At 67.2% G+C, this 21741-nt stretch carries 26 protein-coding genes and 1 pseudogene; 12 read left to right on the forward strand and 15 right to left on the reverse strand.

Annotated features, from left to right (window positions below):
- The first annotated feature begins 422 nt into the window (after window positions 1-422).
- Together P2L57_RS15770 and P2L57_RS15775 are read left to right on the forward strand one after the other, a co-directional pair.
- A complete protein-coding gene (locus P2L57_RS15770; RefSeq protein ID WP_275814657.1) occupies window positions 423-1679 on the forward strand; it encodes an FAD-dependent monooxygenase in 1257 nt (418 codons plus the stop codon).
- A gap of 197 nt (window positions 1680-1876) precedes the next feature.
- On the forward strand, window positions 1877-2686 hold the full coding sequence (locus P2L57_RS15775; RefSeq protein WP_275814660.1) for an MBL fold metallo-hydrolase: 810 nt from the start codon (window positions 1877-1879) through the stop codon (window positions 2684-2686).
- 422 nt (window positions 2687-3108) lie between these two features.
- Here the strand turns inward: P2L57_RS15775 and P2L57_RS40205 are convergent, their stop codons facing one another.
- Together P2L57_RS40205 and P2L57_RS15785 are read right to left on the reverse strand one after the other, a co-directional pair.
- Window positions 3109-4266: an ATP-binding protein gene (locus tag P2L57_RS40205; protein WP_275814663.1), complete on the reverse strand. Its 1158-nt coding sequence runs from the start codon at window positions 4264-4266 to the stop codon at window positions 3109-3111.
- 702 nt (window positions 4267-4968) lie between these two features.
- Entirely contained in the window at window positions 4969-5736 is a 768-nt protein-coding gene (locus P2L57_RS15785; protein ID WP_275814666.1) for a helix-turn-helix domain-containing protein, read from the reverse strand.
- 148 nt (window positions 5737-5884) lie between these two features.
- Here P2L57_RS15785 and P2L57_RS15790 point away from each other — a divergent pair, with 148 nt between their 5' ends.
- From P2L57_RS15790 to P2L57_RS15800, 3 genes are all read left to right on the forward strand, one after another.
- Complete coding sequence (locus tag P2L57_RS15790; protein ID WP_275814668.1) at window positions 5885-6346, forward strand: ATP-binding protein; 462 nt, start codon at window positions 5885-5887, stop codon at window positions 6344-6346.
- Window positions 6347-6830: 484 nt separating this feature from the next.
- A complete protein-coding gene (locus tag P2L57_RS15795; RefSeq protein WP_303656344.1) occupies window positions 6831-7352 on the forward strand; it encodes a GntR family transcriptional regulator in 522 nt (173 codons plus the stop codon).
- 9 nt (window positions 7353-7361) lie between these two features.
- Window positions 7362-7907: an HD domain-containing protein gene (locus P2L57_RS15800; RefSeq protein ID WP_275814674.1), complete on the forward strand. Its 546-nt coding sequence runs from the start codon at window positions 7362-7364 to the stop codon at window positions 7905-7907.
- A gap of 8 nt (window positions 7908-7915) precedes the next feature.
- On the opposite strand, the gene P2L57_RS15805 is transcribed toward P2L57_RS15800, so the two are convergent.
- Both P2L57_RS15805 and P2L57_RS15810 read right to left on the reverse strand, forming a co-directional pair.
- Window positions 7916-8398 (reverse strand): NUDIX hydrolase, encoded by a 483-nt coding sequence (locus P2L57_RS15805; RefSeq protein WP_275814677.1) that lies wholly within the window; start codon window positions 8396-8398, stop codon window positions 7916-7918.
- On the reverse strand, window positions 8395-9096 hold the full coding sequence (locus P2L57_RS15810) for an XRE family transcriptional regulator (RefSeq protein WP_275814680.1): 702 nt from the start codon (window positions 9094-9096) through the stop codon (window positions 8395-8397). The genes P2L57_RS15805 and P2L57_RS15810 overlap by 4 nt, the downstream gene beginning before the upstream one ends.
- A gap of 307 nt (window positions 9097-9403) precedes the next feature.
- On the opposite strand from P2L57_RS15810, the gene P2L57_RS15815 reads away from it, so the two are divergent.
- The 7 genes from P2L57_RS15815 (at window position 9404) to P2L57_RS15845 (ending at window position 13702) form a co-directional block, all read left to right on the forward strand.
- Complete coding sequence (locus P2L57_RS15815; RefSeq protein ID WP_275814683.1) at window positions 9404-9616, forward strand: hypothetical protein; 213 nt, start codon at window positions 9404-9406, stop codon at window positions 9614-9616.
- Window positions 9613-9897, forward strand: a complete 285-nt coding sequence (locus P2L57_RS15820) for a hypothetical protein (RefSeq protein ID WP_275814687.1) — start codon at window positions 9613-9615, stop codon at window positions 9895-9897. Before P2L57_RS15815 ends, P2L57_RS15820 begins: the two co-directional genes overlap by 4 nt.
- A 17-nt stretch (window positions 9898-9914) precedes the next feature.
- Window positions 9915-10109, forward strand: a complete 195-nt coding sequence (locus P2L57_RS15825) for a hypothetical protein (RefSeq protein WP_255930353.1) — start codon at window positions 9915-9917, stop codon at window positions 10107-10109.
- A 29-nt stretch (window positions 10110-10138) separates the two neighbouring features.
- Window positions 10139-11968: an FtsK/SpoIIIE domain-containing protein gene (locus P2L57_RS15830; protein ID WP_275814691.1), complete on the forward strand. Its 1830-nt coding sequence runs from the start codon at window positions 10139-10141 to the stop codon at window positions 11966-11968.
- Between the two features lie 105 nt (window positions 11969-12073).
- A complete protein-coding gene (locus P2L57_RS15835; RefSeq protein ID WP_275814693.1) occupies window positions 12074-12286 on the forward strand; it encodes a helix-turn-helix domain-containing protein in 213 nt (70 codons plus the stop codon).
- On the forward strand, window positions 12283-13404 hold the full coding sequence (locus P2L57_RS15840) for a site-specific integrase (RefSeq protein ID WP_275814696.1): 1122 nt from the start codon (window positions 12283-12285) through the stop codon (window positions 13402-13404). Before P2L57_RS15835 ends, P2L57_RS15840 begins: the two co-directional genes overlap by 4 nt.
- A complete protein-coding gene (locus P2L57_RS15845; protein ID WP_275814699.1) occupies window positions 13364-13702 on the forward strand; it encodes a tyrosine-type recombinase/integrase in 339 nt (112 codons plus the stop codon). Before P2L57_RS15840 ends, P2L57_RS15845 begins: the two co-directional genes overlap by 41 nt.
- A 260-nt stretch (window positions 13703-13962) precedes the next feature.
- On the opposite strand, the gene P2L57_RS15850 is transcribed toward P2L57_RS15845, so the two are convergent.
- From P2L57_RS15850 to P2L57_RS15900, 11 genes and pseudogenes are all read right to left on the reverse strand, one after another.
- The gene (locus P2L57_RS15850) at window positions 13963-14553 is read right to left on the reverse strand and encodes a hypothetical protein (RefSeq protein WP_275814701.1); all 591 of its coding nucleotides are present in this window, start codon (window positions 14551-14553) and stop codon (window positions 13963-13965) included.
- A complete protein-coding gene (locus P2L57_RS15855; protein WP_275814705.1) occupies window positions 14550-15134 on the reverse strand; it encodes a DUF6349 family protein in 585 nt (194 codons plus the stop codon). Before P2L57_RS15855 ends, P2L57_RS15850 begins: the two co-directional genes overlap by 4 nt.
- 55 nt (window positions 15135-15189) lie before the next feature.
- A complete protein-coding gene (locus P2L57_RS15860; RefSeq protein ID WP_275814707.1) occupies window positions 15190-16281 on the reverse strand; it encodes a DUF4192 domain-containing protein in 1092 nt (363 codons plus the stop codon).
- A complete protein-coding gene (locus P2L57_RS15865) occupies window positions 16278-16850 on the reverse strand; it encodes a hypothetical protein (protein ID WP_275814710.1) in 573 nt (190 codons plus the stop codon). The genes P2L57_RS15860 and P2L57_RS15865 overlap by 4 nt, the downstream gene beginning before the upstream one ends.
- Complete coding sequence (locus P2L57_RS15870; protein WP_275814713.1) at window positions 16847-17878, reverse strand: N-6 DNA methylase; 1032 nt, start codon at window positions 17876-17878, stop codon at window positions 16847-16849. Before P2L57_RS15870 ends, P2L57_RS15865 begins: the two co-directional genes overlap by 4 nt.
- A gap of 89 nt (window positions 17879-17967) precedes the next feature.
- Window positions 17968-18267: a hypothetical protein gene (locus P2L57_RS15875; RefSeq protein WP_275814716.1), complete on the reverse strand. Its 300-nt coding sequence runs from the start codon at window positions 18265-18267 to the stop codon at window positions 17968-17970.
- Window positions 18268-18334: 67 nt separating this feature from the next.
- A complete protein-coding gene (locus P2L57_RS15880; RefSeq protein WP_275814720.1) occupies window positions 18335-18961 on the reverse strand; it encodes a hypothetical protein in 627 nt (208 codons plus the stop codon).
- A gap of 315 nt (window positions 18962-19276) precedes the next feature.
- Window positions 19277-19903 (reverse strand): hypothetical protein, encoded by a 627-nt coding sequence (locus P2L57_RS15885; protein ID WP_275814723.1) that lies wholly within the window; start codon window positions 19901-19903, stop codon window positions 19277-19279.
- Window positions 19900-20727, reverse strand: coding sequence for a phosphoadenosine phosphosulfate reductase family protein (locus tag P2L57_RS15890; protein ID WP_275814726.1), 828 nt, complete (start codon window positions 20725-20727; stop codon window positions 19900-19902). Before P2L57_RS15890 ends, P2L57_RS15885 begins: the two co-directional genes overlap by 4 nt.
- Entirely contained in the window at window positions 20724-21311 is a 588-nt protein-coding gene (locus tag P2L57_RS15895; RefSeq protein ID WP_275814729.1) for a hypothetical protein, read from the reverse strand. Before P2L57_RS15895 ends, P2L57_RS15890 begins: the two co-directional genes overlap by 4 nt.
- Before the next feature lie 77 nt (window positions 21312-21388).
- Window positions 21389-21706, reverse strand: a pseudogene (locus P2L57_RS15900) (HU family DNA-binding protein); the annotation flags it as partial.
- Window positions 21707-21741 lie beyond the last annotated feature (35 nt).

The following is a 21741-nucleotide window of genomic DNA, read 5'->3' on the forward strand; positions in this document are numbered from 1 at the left end:
GGAGGCGATGAACGCCTTCGACATCGCCTTCGACGGCCGCCTCTCGGCCGGACGGGTATAGGCCAATCAGATCAACGAGAAACCTCTACGCCAACCGAGTGGTGAACACCGCTTTCGTGATACTCCCTTCGACGTCGTCAGCCAGATCCACATTTCGGCGGGCGGCGCGTAGTGGAGAGATCTGGCGGGTCACGCTGGTCGGCGGCGCCCCGCCGGTAACCAGTCGCGCGTGGCAGGCCCTGGACGGCCTACGCGAGATCCAGTTCCGCAGCGACCTCATCGAGATGGATGCCGTGCCGCCACCGGACTCGCCCTGACGACACCACGTCCTCAACTCAGCAGCGCGATGCGGAAGAATTGGGTGGGCATGCGTCCCACCGAGGAGCCTCCGTCGCAACGCTGACGAAAGGTAGGGACAGACGATGAGAGTCACCATCGTGGGCGGGGGCATCGCCGGGCTGACCTGCGCCCTGAGCCTGCACGCCGCCGGCTTCGAGCCGCGGGTGAGCGAGGCGGCGCGGACTATCGAGGCAGTCGGAGTGGGGATCAACCTGCTGCCGCACGCCGTCCGGGAGCTCGCCGAGCTCGGCCTGGCCGACGATCTGGCCGCTATCGCGCTGCCCCCGCATCGGCTGAGCTACCGCGACCGGGCGGGCGAACCGGTATGGGAGGAGGCACTCGGACTCGCGGCCGGCTACAACTGGCCGCAGTACTCTGTGCACCGTGGCCGCCTGCACGTGACGCTGTTGGCGGCGGTGCGCGAGCGCCTAGGGCCAGACTCGGTCCGCACCGGCCTGCTGTTCCAACGCTTCGAGCGGACGGCGGGCGGCATCCGGGCCCACTTCCTGGACCGGACGAGCGGCGTGTCGACGGTCGAGGACGCCGACTTGCTGGTCGGCTCCGACGGCATCGACTCCGCAGTCCGCGCCCAGCTCTACCCGAACGAGAGCCCTTCCCACTGGAACGGCGTCCACATGTGGCGCGGGGTCGCACACTACCCGCACATCCTCGACGGCCGTTCGATCGTGGTGGCCGGCGGCACCCCCGGCGCGAAATTCGTCGCCTACCCGATCGAGGACCCGGTGACCGAGGGTGGCGAAGCCCTGATGAACTGGGTGCTGGAGATACGGCACAGGCCGTCCGCCAAACCGCTGGACCGCTCAAACCGTCGCATCACGACGGCGGAGGCCCGCGCCGGCCTGGCGGACTGGCGCCTGCCCTGGATCGACCTGGCGACGCTGGTCGAGCACTCCTCGACGATCTTCGAGTACCCAATGCTCGACCGCGACCCACTGCGGCGCTGGAGCTTCGGACGGGTCACCCTGCTCGGTGACGCTGCACACCCGATGTTTCCGATGGGCATGAACGGCGGATCGCAGTCCATCATCGACACCCGTGTGTTGGCCTGGTACCTGGCCCGGGAGCGCGACCCCGTGGCCGCGCTTCGCTGCTACGACCAGGCGCGCCGGCCGACGGTCAACGCGGTCGTGCTGGGCAACCGGGCTTCGGGACCGGAAGAGATAATCGCGCGAGCCGCGGAGCATGGCGGGGCGCTGCCCGTCGGCCAGGCCGAGGAGATCGCGAACCGTTACAAGAAGCTGGCCCAGGCCACAGTGGCGCAGGTCAACACCCACGCGTCGTGGACGGTCTCGCCCGATGCCGCAGGCCCGGCACCATGACCACCGCAACGCCCCGACACGCCACGGCGGTTAGTAGCGTCTGGGAGGACCTGCCGCCCGCGTACCGCAGGTGCCCCCGGTAGGCCCCACCGCGGTCAACAACGTCCGCAACAACGAACCGCACCTTCTCGACCCGCCCGCACCGCAAGCCGGATGAGTCGCCTCTGCGGCTATCCGCACCAGGCCAGAGGAGACCCATGCTGATCGGTGACATCGCCATCCACCCCGTCGCCGACGGGACCTTCCGGGCTTCACCCGCCTACTTCGGCGCCCACGCCCGCCCCGACGGTCACGAGGACCTCTTCACCCGCCACGCAATGGCCTGGCTACCCATCGGCTGCTTCCTCGTGCGAACCCGTGACCGCACGATCCTCGTCGACGCCGGCATGGGACCCGCGATGCGCGACGACGGCCCCCGCCGACTCCTAGTCGGCGGCCAACTCCTGCTCGGGCTCCGCGCCGTCGGCGCCACCCCGCCGGACATTACCGACGTCGTCTGCACCCATCTGCACGCCGACCACTGCGGCTGGCTCTTCGACACCGACGCCGCACCGGTCTTCACCCACGCCAGCATCTGGTTCGGCGCCCACGACTGGGACCACTTCGTCGCCGACCCCGACGTATGGATGTTCGACCACATCCGACACGGCTTCCGCGCCGCCGCCAAGCGCGGTGACCGCCTCCGCCCCGTGAACTGCGACACCGCCATCGCGCCCGGCGTCACCCTGACCATGACACCGGGACACACCCCCGGACATCTGTGCGTCGTCGTCTCCTCCGCAGGCCGCCGCGCGCTGCTCCTCGGCGACGCGATTGTCTGCCCGGTCCAACTCGACGAGCCCACCTGGCAATCGATCGGCGACGTAGACCCCGCTCTCGCACAACGGACCCGCGAACGACTGTTCCGCGAACTCGAGGGCGACACGACCCTCGGCGCCGGCGCTCACTTCCCCGAGCTTCAGTTCGGCCGCGTCCTCACCGGACAAGGGCGGCGCTGGTTCACCTGAGCGAGAGGCCGAAGCCGTACGCCTCCGAGCCACAAGCAGCACCGCACGGGCCGACGACAGAACAGCACGGTAGGTCGCGGCGTGCCGCTCGCGCTCTGCTGGGTCGGCGGCTCCCTACCGGCCCGGCTGTCCGGCCGGGCCCTTCTTCTCGTGCGCTTCAAGCACGCCCTAAGGGAATCGAACCCTTGACCTACGCATTACGAGCAAGCGGGGTGGTGGTTCGGTGACGTCCGGCGGTGTCCATCTGCGCTGGTCAGCCTTGGGGGCGGACGTGGGTGGGCATCGCTGGACGGGGGTGTACTGCTACTGATCTTGCAACTGGGCGGCGCTCCGGTAACCCTCCACCACGTCAGGGTCCCTGCAAGAAGCCTGGGGATCCGTCCCAAGGCGCGTTCACCGACGGCCGTCCCCCAGCAAGTGCTCTAATTTGCGGCGAGACCTTTGCTCGCAATTCCCTTATCCGTGAGTCGCCAGGCAGACTTCGACCGAACTCTTCCAGGGACAGGTTCAATCATGCCCGCTTTCTTGAGCTTGTAAAACACCTGCTTCACTCTGTTCTCTGAGGCGATACCAGTGAGAGACCTAGCAATCTTATTGGATATTTCAGGATTATTCCGAAGGAATTCCAAAATCAATTCCTCCGGTCGCGCCAGCGGGGTGTGCACCAAGACGACGACGAACGCATTCTCCTCAACGACAAATTGAGGCCCTTTTAGCTTTGCGGCCTTCATCGCACTCATTACAGTATCCAGACCTTCACCGATGTCCTTGTTGGGCGGATCAGGATACTTATTCAACAGCCGCACAATGCTGGGATTTCGCGCAAATCTGTCCGTGAGGATGTTATTCGGTGTCATGTGGCCAGGCAGGCGACCCGGACTTCGAACCTCCACCCTGTTATCGAAGATTGAAATCAAGATGTCATCCGAGACATTGTAATCTCGATGAATTACCGCGTTTACGATAATTTCCTTCAGCGCCTCGGGGGGGTACTTAACGGGCGACATCATTCCATCGGTTCCAAGAACTGGCACCGATTCAATAATCTCTGCCACGGCCGCCAGGGTCCTGTCGATCAGCAAACGAGCTGGTCCGTCGATAGTGAGCGGGGTACCCTTAAGATATTTGCGATCCGGTACCGCTTCATTGCTCTCATAGCGGGCGATCTTCACAGAGCAGCGCTTCGGGACGACAGTCGCCGGTTCCTCTGCGTAAAGGATGGCTGCAGCCACCGTGGCCTTCCCGTCTTTCCTCGTGACCAATCGCTGACGCCTGAGGAATTTTTCGGTCGAGGACACCGGGCTATAGCTCTCAAGGAAACGGAGAATCTCGGGTTCCTCTGCGAGTTCATCCATCTCATAGTCACTTAGCGGCTGGTCTTCATAAGACCTCGCACCTTTCGAAAGCGCCAAATCAGCGATCTTTGCCCCTGTCAACTTTAGAGATTGCGCACCCCTCCTTTGACGCACCTCGCCGCTGGCTGTTTTATGTACATCCGCACTCTTCTGGACAGTCACAAGGCAACAGGTACCAAGCTCTTCGCGCGCATCAATCCACAAATATTCCAGATCGTAAGGCACGGGAGGATCGACCTCCCCCACCAATGACTGGTGCACCCAATTGGCATCTTCTATCGTCGGAAACCCTTTCCAGCGGGCAATTCCCGACCCAGACTTTGGATCTTCGATCCCTACCGCGAATTCGCCTCATTCTGCGTTAGCTAGCGCAGAGGCGATTTCTTGGACATTCTTCCCGCCACTCGAAGCACTTTTGAAATCCCAAAAATGTGATTCCTGCCGATTCACAAGAGCGAGTGCCTCTTTGTAGGAGATTCGCCTTTCTTCCATCTGCCCCTCCCCAGGTGCCAGAGCGATGCGCCCTCAGACGTCAGGCCGTAGCCGTAAGACGCACCGTACAGCGCCTTGCCTCATGCGCGGAGGCGAATGCTGTTCTTGCTCAGTCATGAGAGTGGGCCGCCCTGCGCGTCGCCCCCGGCTGCTGGCACGACAACTGGTGGCTGAAGGGCGGCAGAGCAGGTTTGGGCGGTGCCCTTCGGGCTTGGGTCGAGTCCGATGCAGCGAAGCTGGCCGCCCAACGGCCTCTCGATATGAGCAACTCACCGCCTGCACTGGCGGCGCGCGGGTCGGCGGAGGCCGGGGCAGAGCAGGGCGAAGTCAGGAGGTCGACCCGGTCAAGTGGCCGCGCCGCGCGCACAGCGAGAAGCGGCAAGTTGCTGACCCCGTGGAGGAGGCTTTGGCCTAGTCAGAGCGAGCAGGATTCCCCTACCCGTGATCGAAGCGCCTAGCAATACCCCCTTCATGGCGAACCCCTACCACCGCTTCCTCCCATACTCGTTCGAAGCTTGCCTCGTACGTGCTTGCCATCGCCGTCTCGTCTGACCATCGGAGGTGTACGACGGGTGAACAGGTGGCAGGGTGTCCATATACATGGGTATTGAGCAGGAACTCAGTATCGGAGCGGAATATGGAGTTGTAGAGGGTCGTACTGTGCTTACGGATCTCAATTCCCCATGCCGACGCTAGCGGGAGTAGGAGCACAAAGGCGTTACGGATTCGGGCCGCCATGGCTTCGTCGATGCCTTCCTCGTCGCCACGGGTGGTGACGTACTCGCTGTCTGGGTCGCCCAGTAGCAGCCGCACCCTGACTCCCGCCGCTGCCTTGTCCGCCCAGATGCGGAGGATCGCGGCGTCCTCTACGAGGAAAAGGCCGCTGTAGACCAGGACGCCGATCTCCCGTTCGGCGCTGGCGAAGAACATGCGCCAGACCTCCTGGGGGACCATCCAGCGGTGGGGGTAGATCGCTTGGATCTCTGGTCCCAAGGTGCCCCGTTGCTTGCAGCGGCCAGCGTCCGGCCATAGGTCTGGTTCTCGGACGCCCAGCAACGCGCTGACGCGGGCGCGGTGGCGGGCGTGCGGCACCCGGCCACCGAGCCATCGGCTCACCGTCTTGGGGTCTACCTCGCACCGTGCCGCCACGTCGACAACGTTCAGCCCGGCGCGCGAAAGCGCCTGCTTCAGGGCGTAGTTCATGGGTTGCTCCCGCCCGGAGGGACGTTTTCAATGTAGCGGAGACGTCCCAAGACGTCCCTAGAACGCGGTACTTGAGCAGGTTCGCCGTCAGAAGACTCCTGCACATGCAGAGCCTGTTGGCGACAGCCTCAACCTGCGAGGTATCCCTGTGAGCAGTTCCCCAAGTCGGTCTTTGGCCGCCCAAGGACACCCGGACCACGACGAGTTGCTTGCCTACCTGGTCCTCGACAATGCCCCGACCTCCGTACCTCTCGCTCGCCAGTTCGCGAGACTCGCGCTGGCGGCGCGCGGGTACCAGGCCCACACGGGCACCCTGGAGTTGGTCACCTCCGAGCTCGTGACCAATTCGGTGGTCCATGCGCAGCCCTCTTGCGACGCTCCGATCAGCGTTCGTCTGTTGGTCCAGGGGGCGGTACTACGCCTCGAAGTCAACGATGGGAAGCGGCGACGGCCGATGCCACGCACGGCGCGTCCCGATCAGGAAAGCGGGCGTGGGCTGCGGATCGTCGAGGCGCTGACGATGAGCTGGGGCAGCTACCTCACCAACCACGGCAAGTGCGTGTGGTGCGAGGTGGACACGAAGTGCCGCGCAGAACGGCGGTCACGATGAAGCCCACGGCAGTAAGCGTTAGCGGTCGCGGCGCGTACGCGTGGCCTGGGTATTGGTGCGAATGCCTTCTCTACGAGGCCGCAGAGCACAGCGTGGACTTGGTGGCCTCGTTCGACGCGACCAGGCCCGAGCAGGCGGTTCGGTGGGTTCGCGTCGCGCTCCGGACTCTCGTTTCCGCGCTCTCCCCGGAGGAGGCGGAACGCGCCTACGACTGGCTTGCACTCGGGCACCATGAGTCCACCCACCGCCTTCGGGACGGGAAGCCGTTCTCCTTCTCAATCTCCCATGCGGGCAAGCGCGTTGAATGGACGGCAAGGCAGGTGCTCTTTCTGCCTCTGCCGCACCGGAAGTCCGGTCTACTTCCGCCATGCGTCGAGCTTTATCCCGGCCCGCTGTCGGCTCGGACGAAGGTGGTGGGCGAATGAGAGCCTGCACGTGGCCGGGACGCGCCAGCGGCTACACGACCAGGCCAAGACCCGAGACGATGGCCTCGGCACCAGGTTCAATCAGCGCGAACGACCCACGAGAGGACAGCGTGAGCCCGAGATCGACGGCATGGGGCGCGCACACGAAGATCGCGAGTGCCCTGCGGGAACGTATCCGTTCAGGGGTCGTGCGTCCCGGGGAACTGCTGCCCTCCGAGGCTGCGCTGTCGGCCGAGTTCGGCGTCGTCCGCAACACCCTGCGGCGGGCGCTCGCGCAGCTCGAAAGCGAGGGGCTGATCGAGTCTCTTCCGGGGCGTGGGCGAGTGGTGCGCCCAGTGGACGAGCACGGAGCGGCTCCAACACGGCCCAAGCCGCCGCAGTACCGCCAGATCGCCGCGGACCTCCGGTCGGCGATCGAGAGCGGGGAACTGGCGGCGGGTGCCGCCCTCCCCAGCGAGGCCGCGCTGACGGCCCGCTACGGCGTCTCACGGGGCACGGCACGGCAGGCGCTGGCCGATCTGTCCGGAGCTGGACTTGTCGAATCTGTGCAAGGCAAGGGCTGGTTCGTGTGCGGAGGTTAGCCTCGATGCATGGACGTCACACGGGCTCGCGACCTTGCACGTCGACTGCTTGAGGAACCGCTACCTCGTCGGTGGGCGCATTCCCAGGGCGTTGCGGCTCAGGCCGAGCGCCTGGCGCCGATCTTGGGGGACGATGCAGAACTCCTGCAATGTGCCGCTTGGCTGCATGACATCGGCTACTCCCCCACCATCGTGAAGACCGGATTCCACCCGTTGGATGGCGCGCGTTACCTACGGGACGTCGAGCATGCCGACCGCAAGCTGTGCAATCTCGTGGCGCACCATTCCTGCGCTTTGATCGAGGCCGAGGAGCGATCCCTCGACCATGAGCTTTCGGAGGAATTCCGCGTCGAGGACGGCGAGTTGGTTGATGCGCTGATCTACTGCGACATGACGACGACTCCCGATGGGCAGGAGACGACGGCAGGCGAACGCCTCGCGGAGATCCTGTCCCGATATGGGCCAGAACATGTCGTCACCCGGTCGATCGAGCGTGCTGCGCCACAGATCCGGACGGCGGAGAGTGCGGTGCGAGCTCGGCTCGCCGGGCGGTGATCCAGTCCTTACCCGAGGTGGGGAGTGTCGCCGTTGTTCACGTAGTGCTCGATGCGCATACGCATTGACCTGTCCATCTGGAGTTTGCCGAGCCCCGCTCGCGGGACCCACTCCACCTCACGTGACTCGTCGCTCGGCGTTGGCTCGCCTCCGGTTGCCCGAGCGGTGAAGACGACCGAGAATTCCTGCCTGCACTCGCCGTTGCTGGTGTAGAGGATCACGTGTCGAGGGTCGGTGTAGATGCCGACGAGTCCGGTGATCTCGCAGGTAATGCCCGTCTCCTCCTCGACCTCTCGGACGCCGGTGGTGGGGAGCGACTCCCCCAAGTCCATCGCGCCGCCAGGGAGAGCCCAGTTTCCGTTGTCGCTTCGGCGGATCATCAGGATCTCGTCGCGGGCGTTGAGGACGACGACGTTGGCTGAGGGAACGAGGCTGTTGGCCTTCGGAGCCTGCCCGTCGTCGAAGTAGTCAATCCTGCTAGCCATGCTCATCCCCACGTAAGAGGTTTCGCCTGTGCCCAGACCTTTTCGAAGCTTTCGAGGGACGTGTTCACCATCTCACCCCCGGGGATCCGCTTCAGGTGCAGGACTGGAGCGTGGGATGCGGCGAACCCGTACACGTGTGTGTTCACGAGGAGTTGATCGTCGGCGCAGTACATGGAGTTGTAGAGGACCGTGTCATGCAGGCGGATGTCGATGCCAGGGATGCCGCCCACGGCGCGCTCGTACAGCACCATCACGTTGCGGATCTTCGCTGCCATGGCGTCGTCGATTCCCTCGTCGGCTCCTCGGTTCGCTACGTGGGGGCTGTCCGGGTCGCCCAGTAGGACGCGCACGTGTACCCCCGCCCTTGCCTTCTCGGCGAACGTGCGCAGGACTCCGGCGTCCTCCGCGAGGAACAGGCCGCTGTAGACCAAGACGCCGATCTCGTGTTCCGCCGTGGCGAAGAGATGTCCCCAAGCGTCCCTGGGCACTGCCCAGCGATGGGGGTAAACCGTCAGGATCTCGCTCGCCGAGGCGCTGGCCACCTGCTGGCGCGGCAGGGCCTCGGGCCACAGGTACGCCTCGTCGACGCTGAGGAAAGTGGCTACGGCGTACCGGTGCCGCCGGTACGGCATGCGCCCGCCTATCCAGCGCTCGACCGACTTCGGATCGACGTCCACAGCGCTGGCCAGGGCGTTTGGGGTCACGCCTCGTTCCAGAAGGGTCGCTCGTAATCTCTCGTTCGGCATGTACCCCCACCCGGGACATCTGAGGACGTCCATGTCCTCGGGGACGTCTTGCACACGTCCAGTCATGTGGTGATCCGGTCCCATCCTCTCATCGGATGCTCGTTGTCGTGCGGATTCGTCCGCACAGATCCATCGACAACTGCGAGTCGAGATCCCCTCGTTGACAGTGCTCGGCGCTGCCGCGACGCTTAGAACTTGCACATGTTGTACATGCTTAAGTTCGCAGCTCCTCCGGTCTCGACTCCGATCTCGGAGAGGAGGCGCGATGCGATCCAGGAAGAGGAACGTCCAGGAAGCACAGCCGGATACGCCCCGGATCTGTCTGTGTGGCGCGCAAGTCGAGGGGAGCGGCGATCTGTGCCGCAAGTGCCGTGGTCGGCTCCGCCGGCTGCGGCGGACGAATGGCAAACGGCGAGACCAGTGGCGCGAGTTCAACTGGTCCAACTTCTTCTTCAACGAGGTGGTGAGCGCATCGTGACCACGCAGACGACCCAGTTGGTGCCCGCGAAGCACAAGGGCCACCGCCCTTGGGGGAAGCAGCCAGCGGCCGTCGAACTCAGCGCCATCTCGGTTCGACCGGCTGTGCACTACACCCGCCCTTGGTCCGCCGCCACGGAAGACGTCCCGTTCGCGTTCCGGCTGGCCGTGCTGCCCCTACGGGCGCTGGCTCTCGTCGTGCTCTGGGCGACGTCGTCGCCGCAACGGCTCTCCTGCGCCGTTGCCCTGTCCAGCGTGCTCGCGCTCGTACTGCTCGGCTGAACCAGGAAGGGGGTGCCATGTTCCTCTCAATGTCGGCAATCGTCCTGCTGGGTGCTGCGATTTTCGCGCTCTGGCGCTTCGGGCGGCTCTCGCCCTGGCACGCCGTGCTCTGCACGCTCTTTGGCTTCTTCCTCGCGTCCAGCTCCGTCGCGCCGTACATCGGCGCGACGGTCCGCGCAGCGGCTCGTCTCCTGGCAGGCATCCATCCGTGAAGTCCCAACCCGTCGAAGGGGGAATGCACTTGAACCGAACTCCTCGCAGGTATGCGCGGCGGCTCCGCAAGCAGATCGGGGGCGCCGACACCCCGCCGTTCATGCTCGTGATGAACGACCGCTACTCCGGTGCCGCTCTGGAGGCTGTAGGGCGGTGGCTGTTCCGCTATCGCTCCGAACTGGCGCCCATCGTCCTTGGACTGTGGGTCGGGCTCGCCGGCCTGGTCCTGCACTCGACTCATCCGGGCGTGTGGCCGTTGATCGCGGTTGGCGCAGTCGTCCTGTCTGGGGCGGTGCTCAAGGGGTGGCTGCTGCGGCGTCTCGACCGCTTCGAGGAGCGGCTGTACGCGGCGGTGACGGCCTGCGCGGCGGGTGGCTGGCTGGCCAGTGCCACGGCGCTCGGTGGGGGCCGTTTCCAGCTGTCCTGGCTGCTCCTCGTTGGCACGCTGGCCGCCGCGGTGCCGTGGTGGACTCACCGGCGGCGTAGGGCACGGGTCGCGGTCGATCGCACCATCCGGGCATGGCCCGACGTCGCCGAGTCCATCGGCCTGGTCGGCTCGCACGTCGTCTCGGCAGCCGTTGATCTGTGGGGCTGGCGCGCCCGTGTCGGCCTGCGGCGGGGCCAGACCGTGGCGGACGCCTTGAGCCGCGTCCCAGCCATCGAATCGGGGCTGGGAACGCGACCCGGAGCCGTACGGGTCACGCCAGACGAGAGCCGCGCAGACCGGTTCACGCTGCGCGTGCTCGACCGCGACCCGCACGCGGAACCCATCCCATGGACCGGACCGTCCGTGGCATCGATCTGCGACCCCATCGAACTCGGCGTCTACGAGGACGCCTCCCCGGTTCGGGTCTCTCTCCTACGTCGTCACGCGCTGATCGGCGGTATCGCCGGTTCCGGCAAGAGCGGAGTCCTGAATGTCATCCTCGCGAATCTCGTCGCGTGCCCTGACGTCGTGCTCTGGGGCATCGATCTTAAGGGCGGCATGGAACTCCAGCCGTGGGCCGCCTGCCTCGACAGGCTTGCGACGATGCCCCGAGAGGCCGCCGCCCTACTGCGCGACGGGGTACGGGTGTTGGACGGGCGAGCGGGGGCGCTGAGCCGTCGTGGACTGCGCGTCTGGGAGCCAAGCGAGGCAGATCCCGCACTCGTGTTCGTAGTGGACGAGTACGCGGAACTGGCCGAGGAAGCCGGAGACGCGCTCGCACACGCCGACTCGATAGCGCGACGTGGCCGAGCCGTCGCTGAGACGCTGCTCGCCGCCACCCAGCGGCCGACGCAACAGGCCATGGGCAGGAAGGCCGTTCGGTCGCAGATGGACGTACGGGTGTGCCTGCGCGTACGGGAGCGGCGGGACGTCGACCTGGTGCTCGGGCAAGGGATGCTCGCCGCAGGCTGGGCAGCGCACATGCTGGACGCGCCCGGGAAGTTCCTGCTCTCCGCGCCCGGTGCCGACGCTCCGCAGCGTGCTCGCGCGTACCTCGTCGGGGACGCGGATGTCCACGCCACCGTGGAGCGGTACGGGCCGAGCAGGACGCCTCTCGACCCACTCTCCCTGTCCGCTACCCGCCCGGTCGTCACGCCCGACGAGGACTCCGACGTCATCGACGCCGAACTCGTCGACGCGGACGACAGTGCACCGCCCCAGGGGCCGGAAGCAGTACTGCTCAACGCTCTCAACGACGCACCACCACAAGGCCGTTCCGTCGCCGGCCTCATGCGGGCTACTGGCATGGGCCGCACATGGGTCTACGACCGCTTGCAGGAGTACGCCACCGCCGGACGCGTCGTCCAAGTCTCCCGAGGCCGCTGGCGAGCACACCAGGGCGGCGACTCGGCAGCAGCCATGACCGGATAGCCGTCCGCGTCCGTGCGGACGTCCGCGCCACCCCGCGCGCCTGCGCGTATGGGCCACGGACGCCGTCACGGACGGACCCGCGGACGACCCGCACCCCGAGAGGAGGTGATCACCACGACGATCGGCAACCCGACCGAACGCCTCGTCTACACCGTCGCGGAAGCCGCGTACGCCCTACGGATCGGCAGGAGCAAGCTCTATGAACTTCTCGCCTCGGGTGAGATCGAATCCATCCACATCGGCCGGAGCCGCAAGATCCCCGCCAGCGCGCTCGACGACTACCTCAACCGACTACGCGAACAGGAGGTATCCGCATGAGCAAACGACAACCCAACGGCCACAGCAAGATCTATCTGGGCTCCGACGGTGCGTACCACGCGTACATCACCATCGGATTGAAGGACGACGGCTCGCCCGATCGACGTCATCGGAGCGGCAAGACGGCAAGCGAAGTGCGCGACAAGGTCCGCGAGTTGGAACGCAAGCGCGACGCTGGCCACGTTCCCGGCAAGGGACGCGTGCCCACCGTGGAGGAGTGGGTCACGACCTACCTCGACACCATCGCGCCGGGCACACTCGCGCCCCGTTCGTTGGACGACTACCGGTCCAAGGCGAAGAACTGGATCATCCCGGGACTCGGGCAGCACAAGCTGGACCGTCTCCAACCCGAGCACCTCGATCGGCTCTACGCCAAGATGCTCGACGCCGGGAAAGCACCGAGCCATGTGCTCAAGGTTCACCGCATCCTGTCCCGGATGCTCAAGATCGCGGTCCGGCGCGGCATCGTGGCCCGCAACGTCGCCCAGTTCGTCGATCCGCCGACCGCCACCGAGTCCGAGATCCTTCCGTTCAGTCGGGAGGTGACCCGGAAGATCCTGACAGCGGCGCAGGAGCGGCCCACGGCCGACCGCTGGTCCTTAGGGCTTGCTCTCGGACTGCGCCAAGGTGAAGCGCTCGGGCTGCGCTGGTCATACTTGGACCTCAACACCGGTCGCGTACGCGTGTGGTGGCAGCTTCAGCGCAACACCTGGCAGCACGGTTGCGGCGACCCGCACGCTTGCGGTGCGAAGCGGCACAAGACCAAACCGCGCCCCAAGACCTGCAAGCAGCACACGCGGAAGTGCCCGCCGCCCTGTCCCAAGGACTGCACGCGCCACGCGAGCACCTGCCCGCAGCGCAAAGGCGGCGGGCTCGTCTTCCGCGAGCCCAAGGGCAAGAACAAGCGCACGATCTCCCTCCCGCCCGAACTCGTCCCGATCCTCGAAGCGCATCGGGTGGCGCAGCAACGGCAACGCATGTGCGCGGGATCGGCCTGGCAGGATCACGACCTCGTCTTCTGCCAACCGGACGGGCGGCCCATCGACCCGCGGGACGACTGGGAGAACTGGAAAGGAGTTGCTACAGGCCGCCGGGGTCCGGGACGCCCGCGTGCATGACCGGCGGCACACCTCCGCCACGCTGCTCCTGGAGTACGGCGTCGACGTACGCGTCGTGATGGAGATCCTCGGGCACTCGGGCCTTCGGGTGACGACCCGCTACACGCACATCGCGGCACCCTTGGCCCAGGACGCCGCCCGTCGCATGGGGCAGGCTCTCTGGGGCGCGGCCCAAGCCGCCGAGCCCGGCTCCGCCGCTACTGCAACTGATCTTGCAACCGAAAAGGCCCAGGTCAGTGACGAGAAAGTCATTGACCTGGGCCTATACCGGAGCCGCCTAAGGGAATCGAACCCTTGACCTACGCATTACGAGTCAGCACATGATCATCACGATCTTGATCAGCATGGTCTGATTCTCGGGAAAATTGCAGTTCAGAAGGGGTGCGGGTGTCGGCCCGCGCTGGGCCTTGCCGCATCATTCCCGATCCTTCCGTTCCCACCAGGTTCCCATCCGTTCCCGCGTTCCGGCCTCCAGCACCGTGCTGAACCGCAGCGTTGCTGGTCCAAGCGGGGTGCCGATGCGGGGAGCTTCACACCTGCATCGAGATGAACGCGAGCTCACTTCCCCTGCGCCCGGGGTCGAGCCGGTGACCGTTTTCGCAGGTCAGCCGCGTCCTCACAGACTACCCCGCCGTCTCGTGCCCCGTCCGGTGATGCTGCGGGATCGGCGCGGGACCCTCCCGTGAGGCGTTGGACTGCGGCGACCTCTTCGGCCAGGCGCTGCTGGGCGTGTTGGAGTCGTGCTCGGTGCTTCTCCAGGGCGCGGCGGGTGTCGGCGAGCGTTGCGGCCTGTCGTGCCTCGAGTTCGGTGAGGCGAGCGATCTGGCGTTGGGCGTGCGCGATCTCTGCGGCTCGAATGGTTGCCGCTGAGCGGCGTGGTGCGGCCGGGCCGCTCGGGCCGCCGGGTTTCTTGTTCAGTTGGGTTCGGGCGAAGGCGAGGAACTCGGAGCGTGGGACGTATTTCATGCGTCGGTCGCCGAGGCCGGTCAGGAGGGCGATCTTGGGGAAGTTTGCGTGGCGTTTCGCCCAGTTGCTGACGGCGGAGCGGCTGATGCCGACGAGGGATGCTCCGGCTGCGAGGCTGACGAGTTCTTCCTCGCGGCCTTTGTATTCGGGGCGGAGCCAGGTGACGGACTTGGGGTCGCTCACGCTGCCTCGCTCGCGTTGTACTCCAGGGGCAGCGTCTCGGTGATCGCCGCCGTGTGGTTCTGGGTCTTGGGTGGTTGTGCGGCGAGGTCGTAGCCGCCTCCTGGGGCTTTGCCGGGCAGGTGCCGCTTCTCGGTCCCTGTGCGGATGGTGCGGATCGGTCCGCCGTTGTCGAACCAGTTCTCGGGGTAGAGGTGGGCGGCGTGGGTGAGCCAGTGCCGGCCGCGTCGTTCGGGGAGCAGTGGCAGGTTTCGCCATTCGGGGTGGTTGTGGTCGTGCGCGTCTTCGACGGCTTCGTCGGTACGGCGGCGGTCGGGGCCTTCCCAGTCGCAGCCGAGGCAGGCGCCGCGGTGGAGGTAGGGCCATATCGGCCCGGGTTGTCCGGGTGCGGGCTTGCCCCAGTTGCGGGTGATGACGGTGGGCCTGTGGTCGGGTGTGGGCTCGGGCGGGGTGTGGTGGGTGAAGCCGGGGTGGCCCCAGGCGATGCGCCACAGGTGCCGGGCGTTCTCGATCTTGTCCAAGCGTCGGGGCGGGTAGGCGGTGTGCCGGGCGACGGCGCCGACGGGTTCGGTGGGTGTGGTCATGTGGGGGTCTTTCGAATGGGGGTGGCCCCGGTGTTGGGCCGGGGCCACCTGGTGGTCAGTGGTTGCGGGTGTTGGGGCCCTCGGGGCGGGCTATCCGTTCGGCTCGGGCCTGCTGGGCGAGGTCGAGGAGGTCTCGCGGGTCGTCGCCGTCGAGGATTCCGAGGTGGATGCCGACGGCGAGTTCGTAGTCCGCGTCGGTGGTGAGGGCTTGGCGCAGGGCGAGGTGGGCGGTGATCAGGTCGTCTTGGCGCCAGGCGACGAACGCGAGGAGCGTGAGGATGGGCACGGCCTCGTAGGTGTATGGGGTGGTGCAGTGGCGGGCGAGGTAGGACCACAGGCGTCGGGCGTGGGGTAGGTCGTCGTCTTCGGCGAAGGCCATGCCTTCTTCCACGGCGCCGTCGTCTTGGAGGCCGACGATGAGCCGTGCGGTCAGGGCGCGGTCGAGTTCCGTTGCTCCTTGTCGAAACAGGCGCATGGCGGTCTCGATGTGGACCTGGGTGGTGGAGAGCGCGGCGTCTTGCCCGAGCTGTGTGGCGCACTGCTTGTTGAAGTTGTAGGCGGCATCGCCGAGGACGGTGAGGAAGTCGCGGCTGGTGGCGGGCTGGAACTCGTTGACGGTGTCGCGGGTGCGGGGTCCGCGTGAGTAGCCGAGCTGGATGAGCTGCGCGGCGGCGCTGTCGGGGTCGTCGAGCGCGGGCAGCGGTTGGCCTTCGCAGCATCCGGGCAGATCGCAGTTGTATGCCCACCAGCGGTCGGCGACGAGGCCGAGGGTTTGCAGGACGACGCCGCGGTGCTCGTAGAGGGCGTCAACGAGCGTGTTGGCGAGGGGTCGGAGGAGTTCGGCGGTGTCCTCGGGGGTCTCGCCTGTGCGGGGTTCGCGGCAGAGGTAGACGATGATGCCGCTGTCGGGGTTGTGGCCGCGGGCGCGGACGGTGTGGGTGAAGTGGCAGGCGAAGGTCTCGGCGGCCTGCTTCCAGTCGGCGGGGTTTTCGGGGAGGGGGGCGGTGATGGTGGGGCCTTCGATGAAGTTCGGGCCGGTGAGGTGGAGGACCATGCTGTCGTCGGGGTAGTGGCCGAGGAGGAACGGCAGGATCTCGGCGACGTTGGCCAAGCTGGTGATCTTGAGGGTCTTCTTCGGATTGTTCACTTCGCGGTGTCCTTCTTCGTTGTGGTGCGAGTCGTCTTGGTGGTGCGCTGCGCTTTCTGCGAAGGGGCCTTGGGCTCGCGTTCCGCCTTCGCCGGGGGCTTCGGCCCGGTGGCGACGCACTTGGGCTTGCGAGTGAGCGCAGGGATCAGCTGCTCGCGCAGCACGGCAGCGATGGCTGCGGGAAGGTCGTCGGTGTGCCGGATGGCGACGGTGGCGTTCCAGGAGCGGCTGGGCTGAAGGCGGGCGTCGTTGGCGGCCTGGGCCTCGGCCTTCTCCTCGTCGGTGCCGGCCGGGATCGGCGGCAGGTCGGGGCCTGCGGTGATCGAGGTCTGGACGATGAGGCCGCCGGGCATCAGGCGCAGCCCGATGCGGTGGCCTTCGGGGTGCGTGTACGTGGCGGTGCGGTCGGGGGTGTCGGTGTCCTCCTTGGTCCAGGGCTCCTCGAGGTCGGGGGCCAGCTCGTTCATGGGGTGTTGGGCGCCGGTGGGCTCGGGCTGAGCGAAGGACGGCCGTCGGGCGCGTTGCGCTGGGGTGGCGCGGGGTCGTGCGAGGTCCTGCTCGTCGGTCATACGGCGGCCGTCTCCTTGCTGGAGGTGAGCTCGTCCAGGAGGCGGAAGGCGCGGCGGGACGTGACGATGGCGGTGGCGGTGTCCACGTACCGGTCGCGCTGTTCGAAGGCGTCCTTGGCTTCGGAGAGCGTCTTGGCGTAGCCGCTGTCCTCGGTGGCGAGGGAGTCGGCGCAGCCGATGAAGGCGTTGGGGCCGAGGTCCCAGATGATCGTGTTGACGGCGGCGCACCCGGCGGACAGCGAGTCGATGTCGTTGCCGTACCAGTGGTAGTCGTGCGGGTTGAGGCCGAGGTCGCGAAGCCGTTGGGCGACGGAGCGGAACATGGTGCCCGAGCCGACAGCGGGTTCACGGATCGCGAGGCCCGGCTGGGCGAAGTCCTTGTCGACCAGCATGTTGGCCATCAGGTCGGTGACGCACGCCGGCGTGTGGTACTCGCCGCGCCACTTCTTGTCGCTCTTGTGGCGCAGACCTGTCAGGAGCGGGCTGAGGACGTCGGCTTCGGCGCGCTGGCCCGGGTCGTCGTGGCCGGTGAGGTCCAACAGGCCCTGGTTGAGGGCGCGGTGGGTGACGGCCTGGACGGCGCGGAGCTGCTGCGGGTCTGGGTCGGGGTTCCAGGCCCAGTCGTGCAGGCGCAGGGCGCGGTTGATCAGGTCGGGGCGCTTGATCCAGTAGCCGAGGTAGATCTCCTTGAAGAGTTGGGGCAGTTCGTGTGGCTGGCGGCTCAGGATCCAGTCGGCGAGGCCGTTGCCGATCTCCTCAGGTTGGCGCAGGAGCGCGAGCGCGGCGATGGTGCCGATGGGTATGTCGATGCTTGAGCCGCCGTAGCTCTGGTACCAGGCGTCGATGGCGTTCTCGGCGATCTTGCGGGCGTGCTCGTGCGGGTCACGCGGGGCAAGAGCCTTGCGCCAGGTGGTCTTGGCGCAGGCTCGTACAGCGGCCTTCGACTTGGGCGGGCTCTTCTTGGCCCAGGCCGGGGCGCGCCGCTCGGTGTTCTGGGCCGCGCGGGGCAGGAATGTGTCGTCGGGCATGGTGGGGGTTCTTTCTGCGCGTACAGGGCCGCCCCGGTGCGCGCGGGGCGCGGCCGGGGCGGCGGGGTGGTGCTGTGGGTGAGGTGGCGTCAGCTTTCGGGGTGGGGGTGGAGCGCGTTGACGATGGCGCGCAGCTCCACCGAGCGCGCGGCGTCGTGGTGTCCGGACTCGCGCAGGCCGCTGATCAGGAACATCAGGGCGAACTCGTCGATGTCGATGTCGCTGATCAGTGCCTCGAAGGACAGGTGGCGCAGCGCGGGCGGGCGGTGGGTGTAGCCGGTGCGCAGGGTGGTTTCGATGTCCGCGAGGGTGGCGGTGGTCTGCTCGGGGGTGAGGCCGAGGAGCGTGGACCAGGCGCTGAGGGTGTCGTCGTCTACCGGAATCTTCACGGTGGCTCTTTCTCGTCCGGGCCGTCCCCGGCTCGCGGTGGGCGGGCCGGTGGGGACGGCGGTGCGGTCAGGAGGGGAAGGGGTTGCTCCGGTAGTTGGGGTGGACGGCGGCCCACAGGCCGTCGGCGACCGGTTCGGTGATGACGCCCCATCCGGCGAAGCGCAGGACGGCGAGGTAGCCGAGTCGGCCGCCGGCGAAGCCGGTGCGCTCCTGGCAGGCTGGGTCGGGGTTGATGAACACCCAGCCGGGGAAGTCGTCGCAGCCGGGCATGACCTGGAAGCCGGGGCGCAGTTCGCGGGTGCCGTCGGTGACGATGGGTGGCAGGTCGGCGGCTTGCAGGATGCGGATGGCCTGCTGGACGTGCGGGTGGTCGTGGTACTCGGGCAGCGTGCCGACGCCGCGGCGGACGTGGAGGCGGTGGGCGGTGGCGTCTTCGCTGGCCTTGAAGATGTCCATCAGGAGCTGGGCGTCCTCGGGGCGGCCGGCGAAGCGCATGGCAATGTTGGCGACGATGACGACGGGGAACCGGTCGGTGCCGATGAGGCGGCGGAACTGGTCGTCGGTCAGGTGCCGGTAGTGGGTGGCGCGGATCGCGGTGTGGGTCCGTGAGACGTAGTGGAAGGCGCGTGCGACGTGCTGGACATCGACGCCTATGTGTTCCGCGAGGATTTCGACTCCGCGGGTGTGGGTCATGGTGGTGGTCTCCAAGAGTTGTTCGCTTGCGCGTATGGGTGCGCCCCCGGGCAGTGCCGGGGGCGCGGGGTGGTTCTGGTGGGCTGGCGGTTCTAACGGCGCCGGCCGCCGCATCCGGCGTGGCCGCAGCCACCGCAGAAGCCGCTGGGTTTGTTGCACTCGCAGCCGCAGCCGCCGCTGCGCGCGATTTCCATAACCTTTTCCCCTTTCCGATTCGAGCGTTTCCCGAATTACTTACTTATATCCTATTCGCATTCACCTCTGAAGCAAGTTTTACCGTGCGGAATTCCGATTAATTTCCGGGAATCCCAATACCTAATTCGCTGAGACAGGAATGAGGTCCGGCCACTGCACCGCTTCCAGCGCACGCCGGTGGGTGTCCGGCACCGGCACCGTCGGGTAGCCGAGCCAGTCCAGCCCCATCGCCGCCAGCACCGTGGCGTCCGCCTGGTCGTAACGCCCCGGCCCGTCGCACTCGACGCCGTACCGCTCCGCAGCGACGGAGCGCACCATGCCCTTGGCCACCTTCGACCGTTCCTTGCGCGGCCACTCCTGCGCCGGATTCGCCCGCCCGGTGGCATAGATCGTGCGGTGATGCGGGTTGGCCACCGCGTACGGGATGCGCAGCCGCCACAGGTCCTGTGTCACCAGCCACCACAGGCCGGCCAGTTCGTGGTGCCCGGCCTGCCCGCCCTGGGCGTAAGCCGCACCCTCGACCACCACCAGGTCCGCTTCCTCAACGCACATGCGGATGTGCCCGCACAGCCAGTCCATCCGCTCGTGACTCCGGCGCCGCCCGGGCCGCAGCGCCTTCGCCCAGGTGGTGCCCGCCACGCCGGTCGAGGTCAGCGACAGGTCGAGGCCGACGACCTTCGGCTGCCATCCCCCCTCGCCCTGGACGCTGGGCAGGGTGACCGGGGCACTTTGCAGCACCACCGTCATACCGCCGCCCCAGCGCGCTCGATGATCTCGGCCATCGTCAGGTCGCGGCGGAACGGGCTGCCCGTCTCACGCTCCGTCTCGGCGTATTCGGCGGCCAGTTCCGGACGAAGCCGTGCGGCACACGTCAGATCGGACGCCGACGCAAGGGGACACAGACTGCACGAAAGGCGGGACATGCCTTCGCGGTAAGCCCAGTGGTACGGAACACCGGTGGCGTGGATGCGCTCCCAGACCTCCTCGGTGCTCCAGCGCAGCACCGGGTACCACAGGGTGATGGTGCGCCGTCCGCTGCTGGCCGGGTCGCGCTCGATGGGCGGCTTGGCAGCCCGGTTGCGGGACTCGGCCGCGCGCAGGCCCAGGCACAGCACCACGCGCGCCGGGCGGCCGGTGATGCCGAGTTGGGCAACCTGCTCAGTGATGAACTTCCGCGAGACGTTTCGTTTCATCTCAGCCGTGCAGTACCTGTTGAAGAGATTCGGGAAGCGCCCGCGCGCTCGTATACGGTGCAGCAGCGACTCCCACTTCGCCGAGCGGCGCACCTCGAACGACAGCCCGTAGTGCTCGGCCTGGGCACGGGCCAGGTCGAGGGTTCCGGGCCACTCGATGGTGTGCCCGCGAGGGGTGACGCCAAGGTCGCAGTGGAGCACCACGATGCGGTCGCGTACACCGGCGGCGTCGGCCAGGCGCACCGTCTCATCGAGCGCCACCTGGGAATCTTTGCCGCCGCTGCTGGAGACGATGATCCGGTCGGCGGCGGCCAGGTCGGGTATCGGGTCAGGGCCCAGTGCGTCGCGGGCGGAGAGTAGTTCGAGTTGGGCGGTCACGAGGTCACCGCCCGGGTGGTGAGGTACTTGGTGATCAGCCGGTCGGCCTCGGTGGTCGCCTCGGTCTTCAGGCGGCCGGTCCATTCGCCGAGGTGCCCGCTCTCGGTGGGCCCCCACACGTACCAGCCGGTGTCGTGGTAGCCGTCCTTGGGGTTCTTCTTGCGGTGGGCCAGCACCCACCAGCCCTCGCGCCAGCGCCACAGGCGGCGCTGGGCGGGGTCGGGTATCCAGCCCGCCCGTTCGGCGTGCCCCTGGAACTGGGCCAGGTCAATGCGCAGCTGGGCGTTGGTGCGGGTCAGGGCCGCGGAATGCTCGTTGAAGCGGCGGCAGTCCTCGCCCCACTGAGTGTGGAAGTCGTCCAACTGCTCGCTGACGCTGGTGAACTTCGCGTGTTCGGTGCGGGCGCGGCGGCGGGCCGAGCGCCAGGCCAGCCGGTAGCGGTCCGGGGCGCGGTGGGCGGCCAGTTCGCGGCGGGCCTGGTCGCGTTGGCGGGCGACGCGGCGCAGCAGGGCGGCGGCTCCGGGTGCGGCGTGCTGCTCCAGCCACGTGGCGGTGGCCTCGACTTCGGTTCCCAGATCGTTCATGGGGTGCGGTTCCCTTCGGCATGGTGCCGCCCCGCGTGTGGGGCGGCACCAGCCAGGTCGGCTTACGGGCGGGGGGACTTGGGGGCCTTGCGGATGGCGTTGCCCGAGGGCGGAAGCGGGGCGCGGCCGGAAACGAGGTCCTTGAACTTGCGGCCCGGCGTGAAGCGCAGGACGCGGGTGGCGGGGACGTGCACCGCGGTGCCGTCTTGCGGGTTGCGGCCGATGCGTGCGGCGCGGTTGCGGGCCTGGATGCTGCCGAAGCCGGTGACCGAGACGGTCTGTCCTGCGACCACGGCGCGCACGATGGCGTCGAAGACGGCATCGACCGCCTCGGCCGCGGCAGCCCGGCCGCCCACCTGATCCTTGATCGCCTCGATGAGGTGGGCCTTGTTCATTGCGTGTCCTTCCGGTTCTGGGTCGGTTGCTGCGG

Source organism: Streptantibioticus ferralitis (assembly GCF_029223525.1).
Lineage (GTDB): Bacteria > Actinomycetota > Actinomycetes > Streptomycetales > Streptomycetaceae > Streptantibioticus_A > Streptantibioticus_A ferralitis.

What these genes read in the sequence shown, in the direction of transcription:
- P2L57_RS15895 (WP_275814729.1), bottom strand. Translation starts at nt 21,311, where the DNA reads ATGAACGATCTGGGAACCGAAGTCGAGGCCACCGCCACGTGGCTGGAG.
- P2L57_RS15805 (WP_275814677.1), bottom strand. Translation starts at nt 8,398, where the DNA reads ATGAGCATGGCTAGCAGGATTGACTACTTCGACGACGGGCAGGCTCCG.
- P2L57_RS15870 (WP_275814713.1), bottom strand. Translation starts at nt 17,878, where the DNA reads ATGCCCGACGACACATTCCTGCCCCGCGCGGCCCAGAACACCGAGCGG.
- P2L57_RS15795 (WP_303656344.1), top strand. Translation starts at nt 6,831, where the DNA reads ATGGCCTCGGCACCAGGTTCAATCAGCGCGAACGACCCACGAGAGGAC.
- P2L57_RS15885 (WP_275814723.1), bottom strand. Translation starts at nt 19,903, where the DNA reads ATGACGGTGGTGCTGCAAAGTGCCCCGGTCACCCTGCCCAGCGTCCAG.
- P2L57_RS15800 (WP_275814674.1), top strand. Translation starts at nt 7,362, where the DNA reads ATGGACGTCACACGGGCTCGCGACCTTGCACGTCGACTGCTTGAGGAA.
- P2L57_RS15770 (WP_275814657.1), top strand. Translation starts at nt 423, where the DNA reads ATGAGAGTCACCATCGTGGGCGGGGGCATCGCCGGGCTGACCTGCGCC.
- P2L57_RS15855 (WP_275814705.1), bottom strand. Translation starts at nt 15,134, where the DNA reads ATGACCACACCCACCGAACCCGTCGGCGCCGTCGCCCGGCACACCGCC.
- P2L57_RS15865 (WP_275814710.1), bottom strand. Translation starts at nt 16,850, where the DNA reads ATGACCGACGAGCAGGACCTCGCACGACCCCGCGCCACCCCAGCGCAA.
- P2L57_RS15825 (WP_255930353.1), top strand. Translation starts at nt 9,915, where the DNA reads ATGTTCCTCTCAATGTCGGCAATCGTCCTGCTGGGTGCTGCGATTTTC.
- P2L57_RS15880 (WP_275814720.1), bottom strand. Translation starts at nt 18,961, where the DNA reads ATGACCCACACCCGCGGAGTCGAAATCCTCGCGGAACACATAGGCGTC.
- P2L57_RS15840 (WP_275814696.1), top strand. Translation starts at nt 12,283, where the DNA reads ATGAGCAAACGACAACCCAACGGCCACAGCAAGATCTATCTGGGCTCC.
- P2L57_RS15815 (WP_275814683.1), top strand. Translation starts at nt 9,404, where the DNA reads ATGCGATCCAGGAAGAGGAACGTCCAGGAAGCACAGCCGGATACGCCC.
- P2L57_RS15785 (WP_275814666.1), bottom strand. Translation starts at nt 5,736, where the DNA reads ATGAACTACGCCCTGAAGCAGGCGCTTTCGCGCGCCGGGCTGAACGTT.
- P2L57_RS15775 (WP_275814660.1), top strand. Translation starts at nt 1,877, where the DNA reads ATGCTGATCGGTGACATCGCCATCCACCCCGTCGCCGACGGGACCTTC.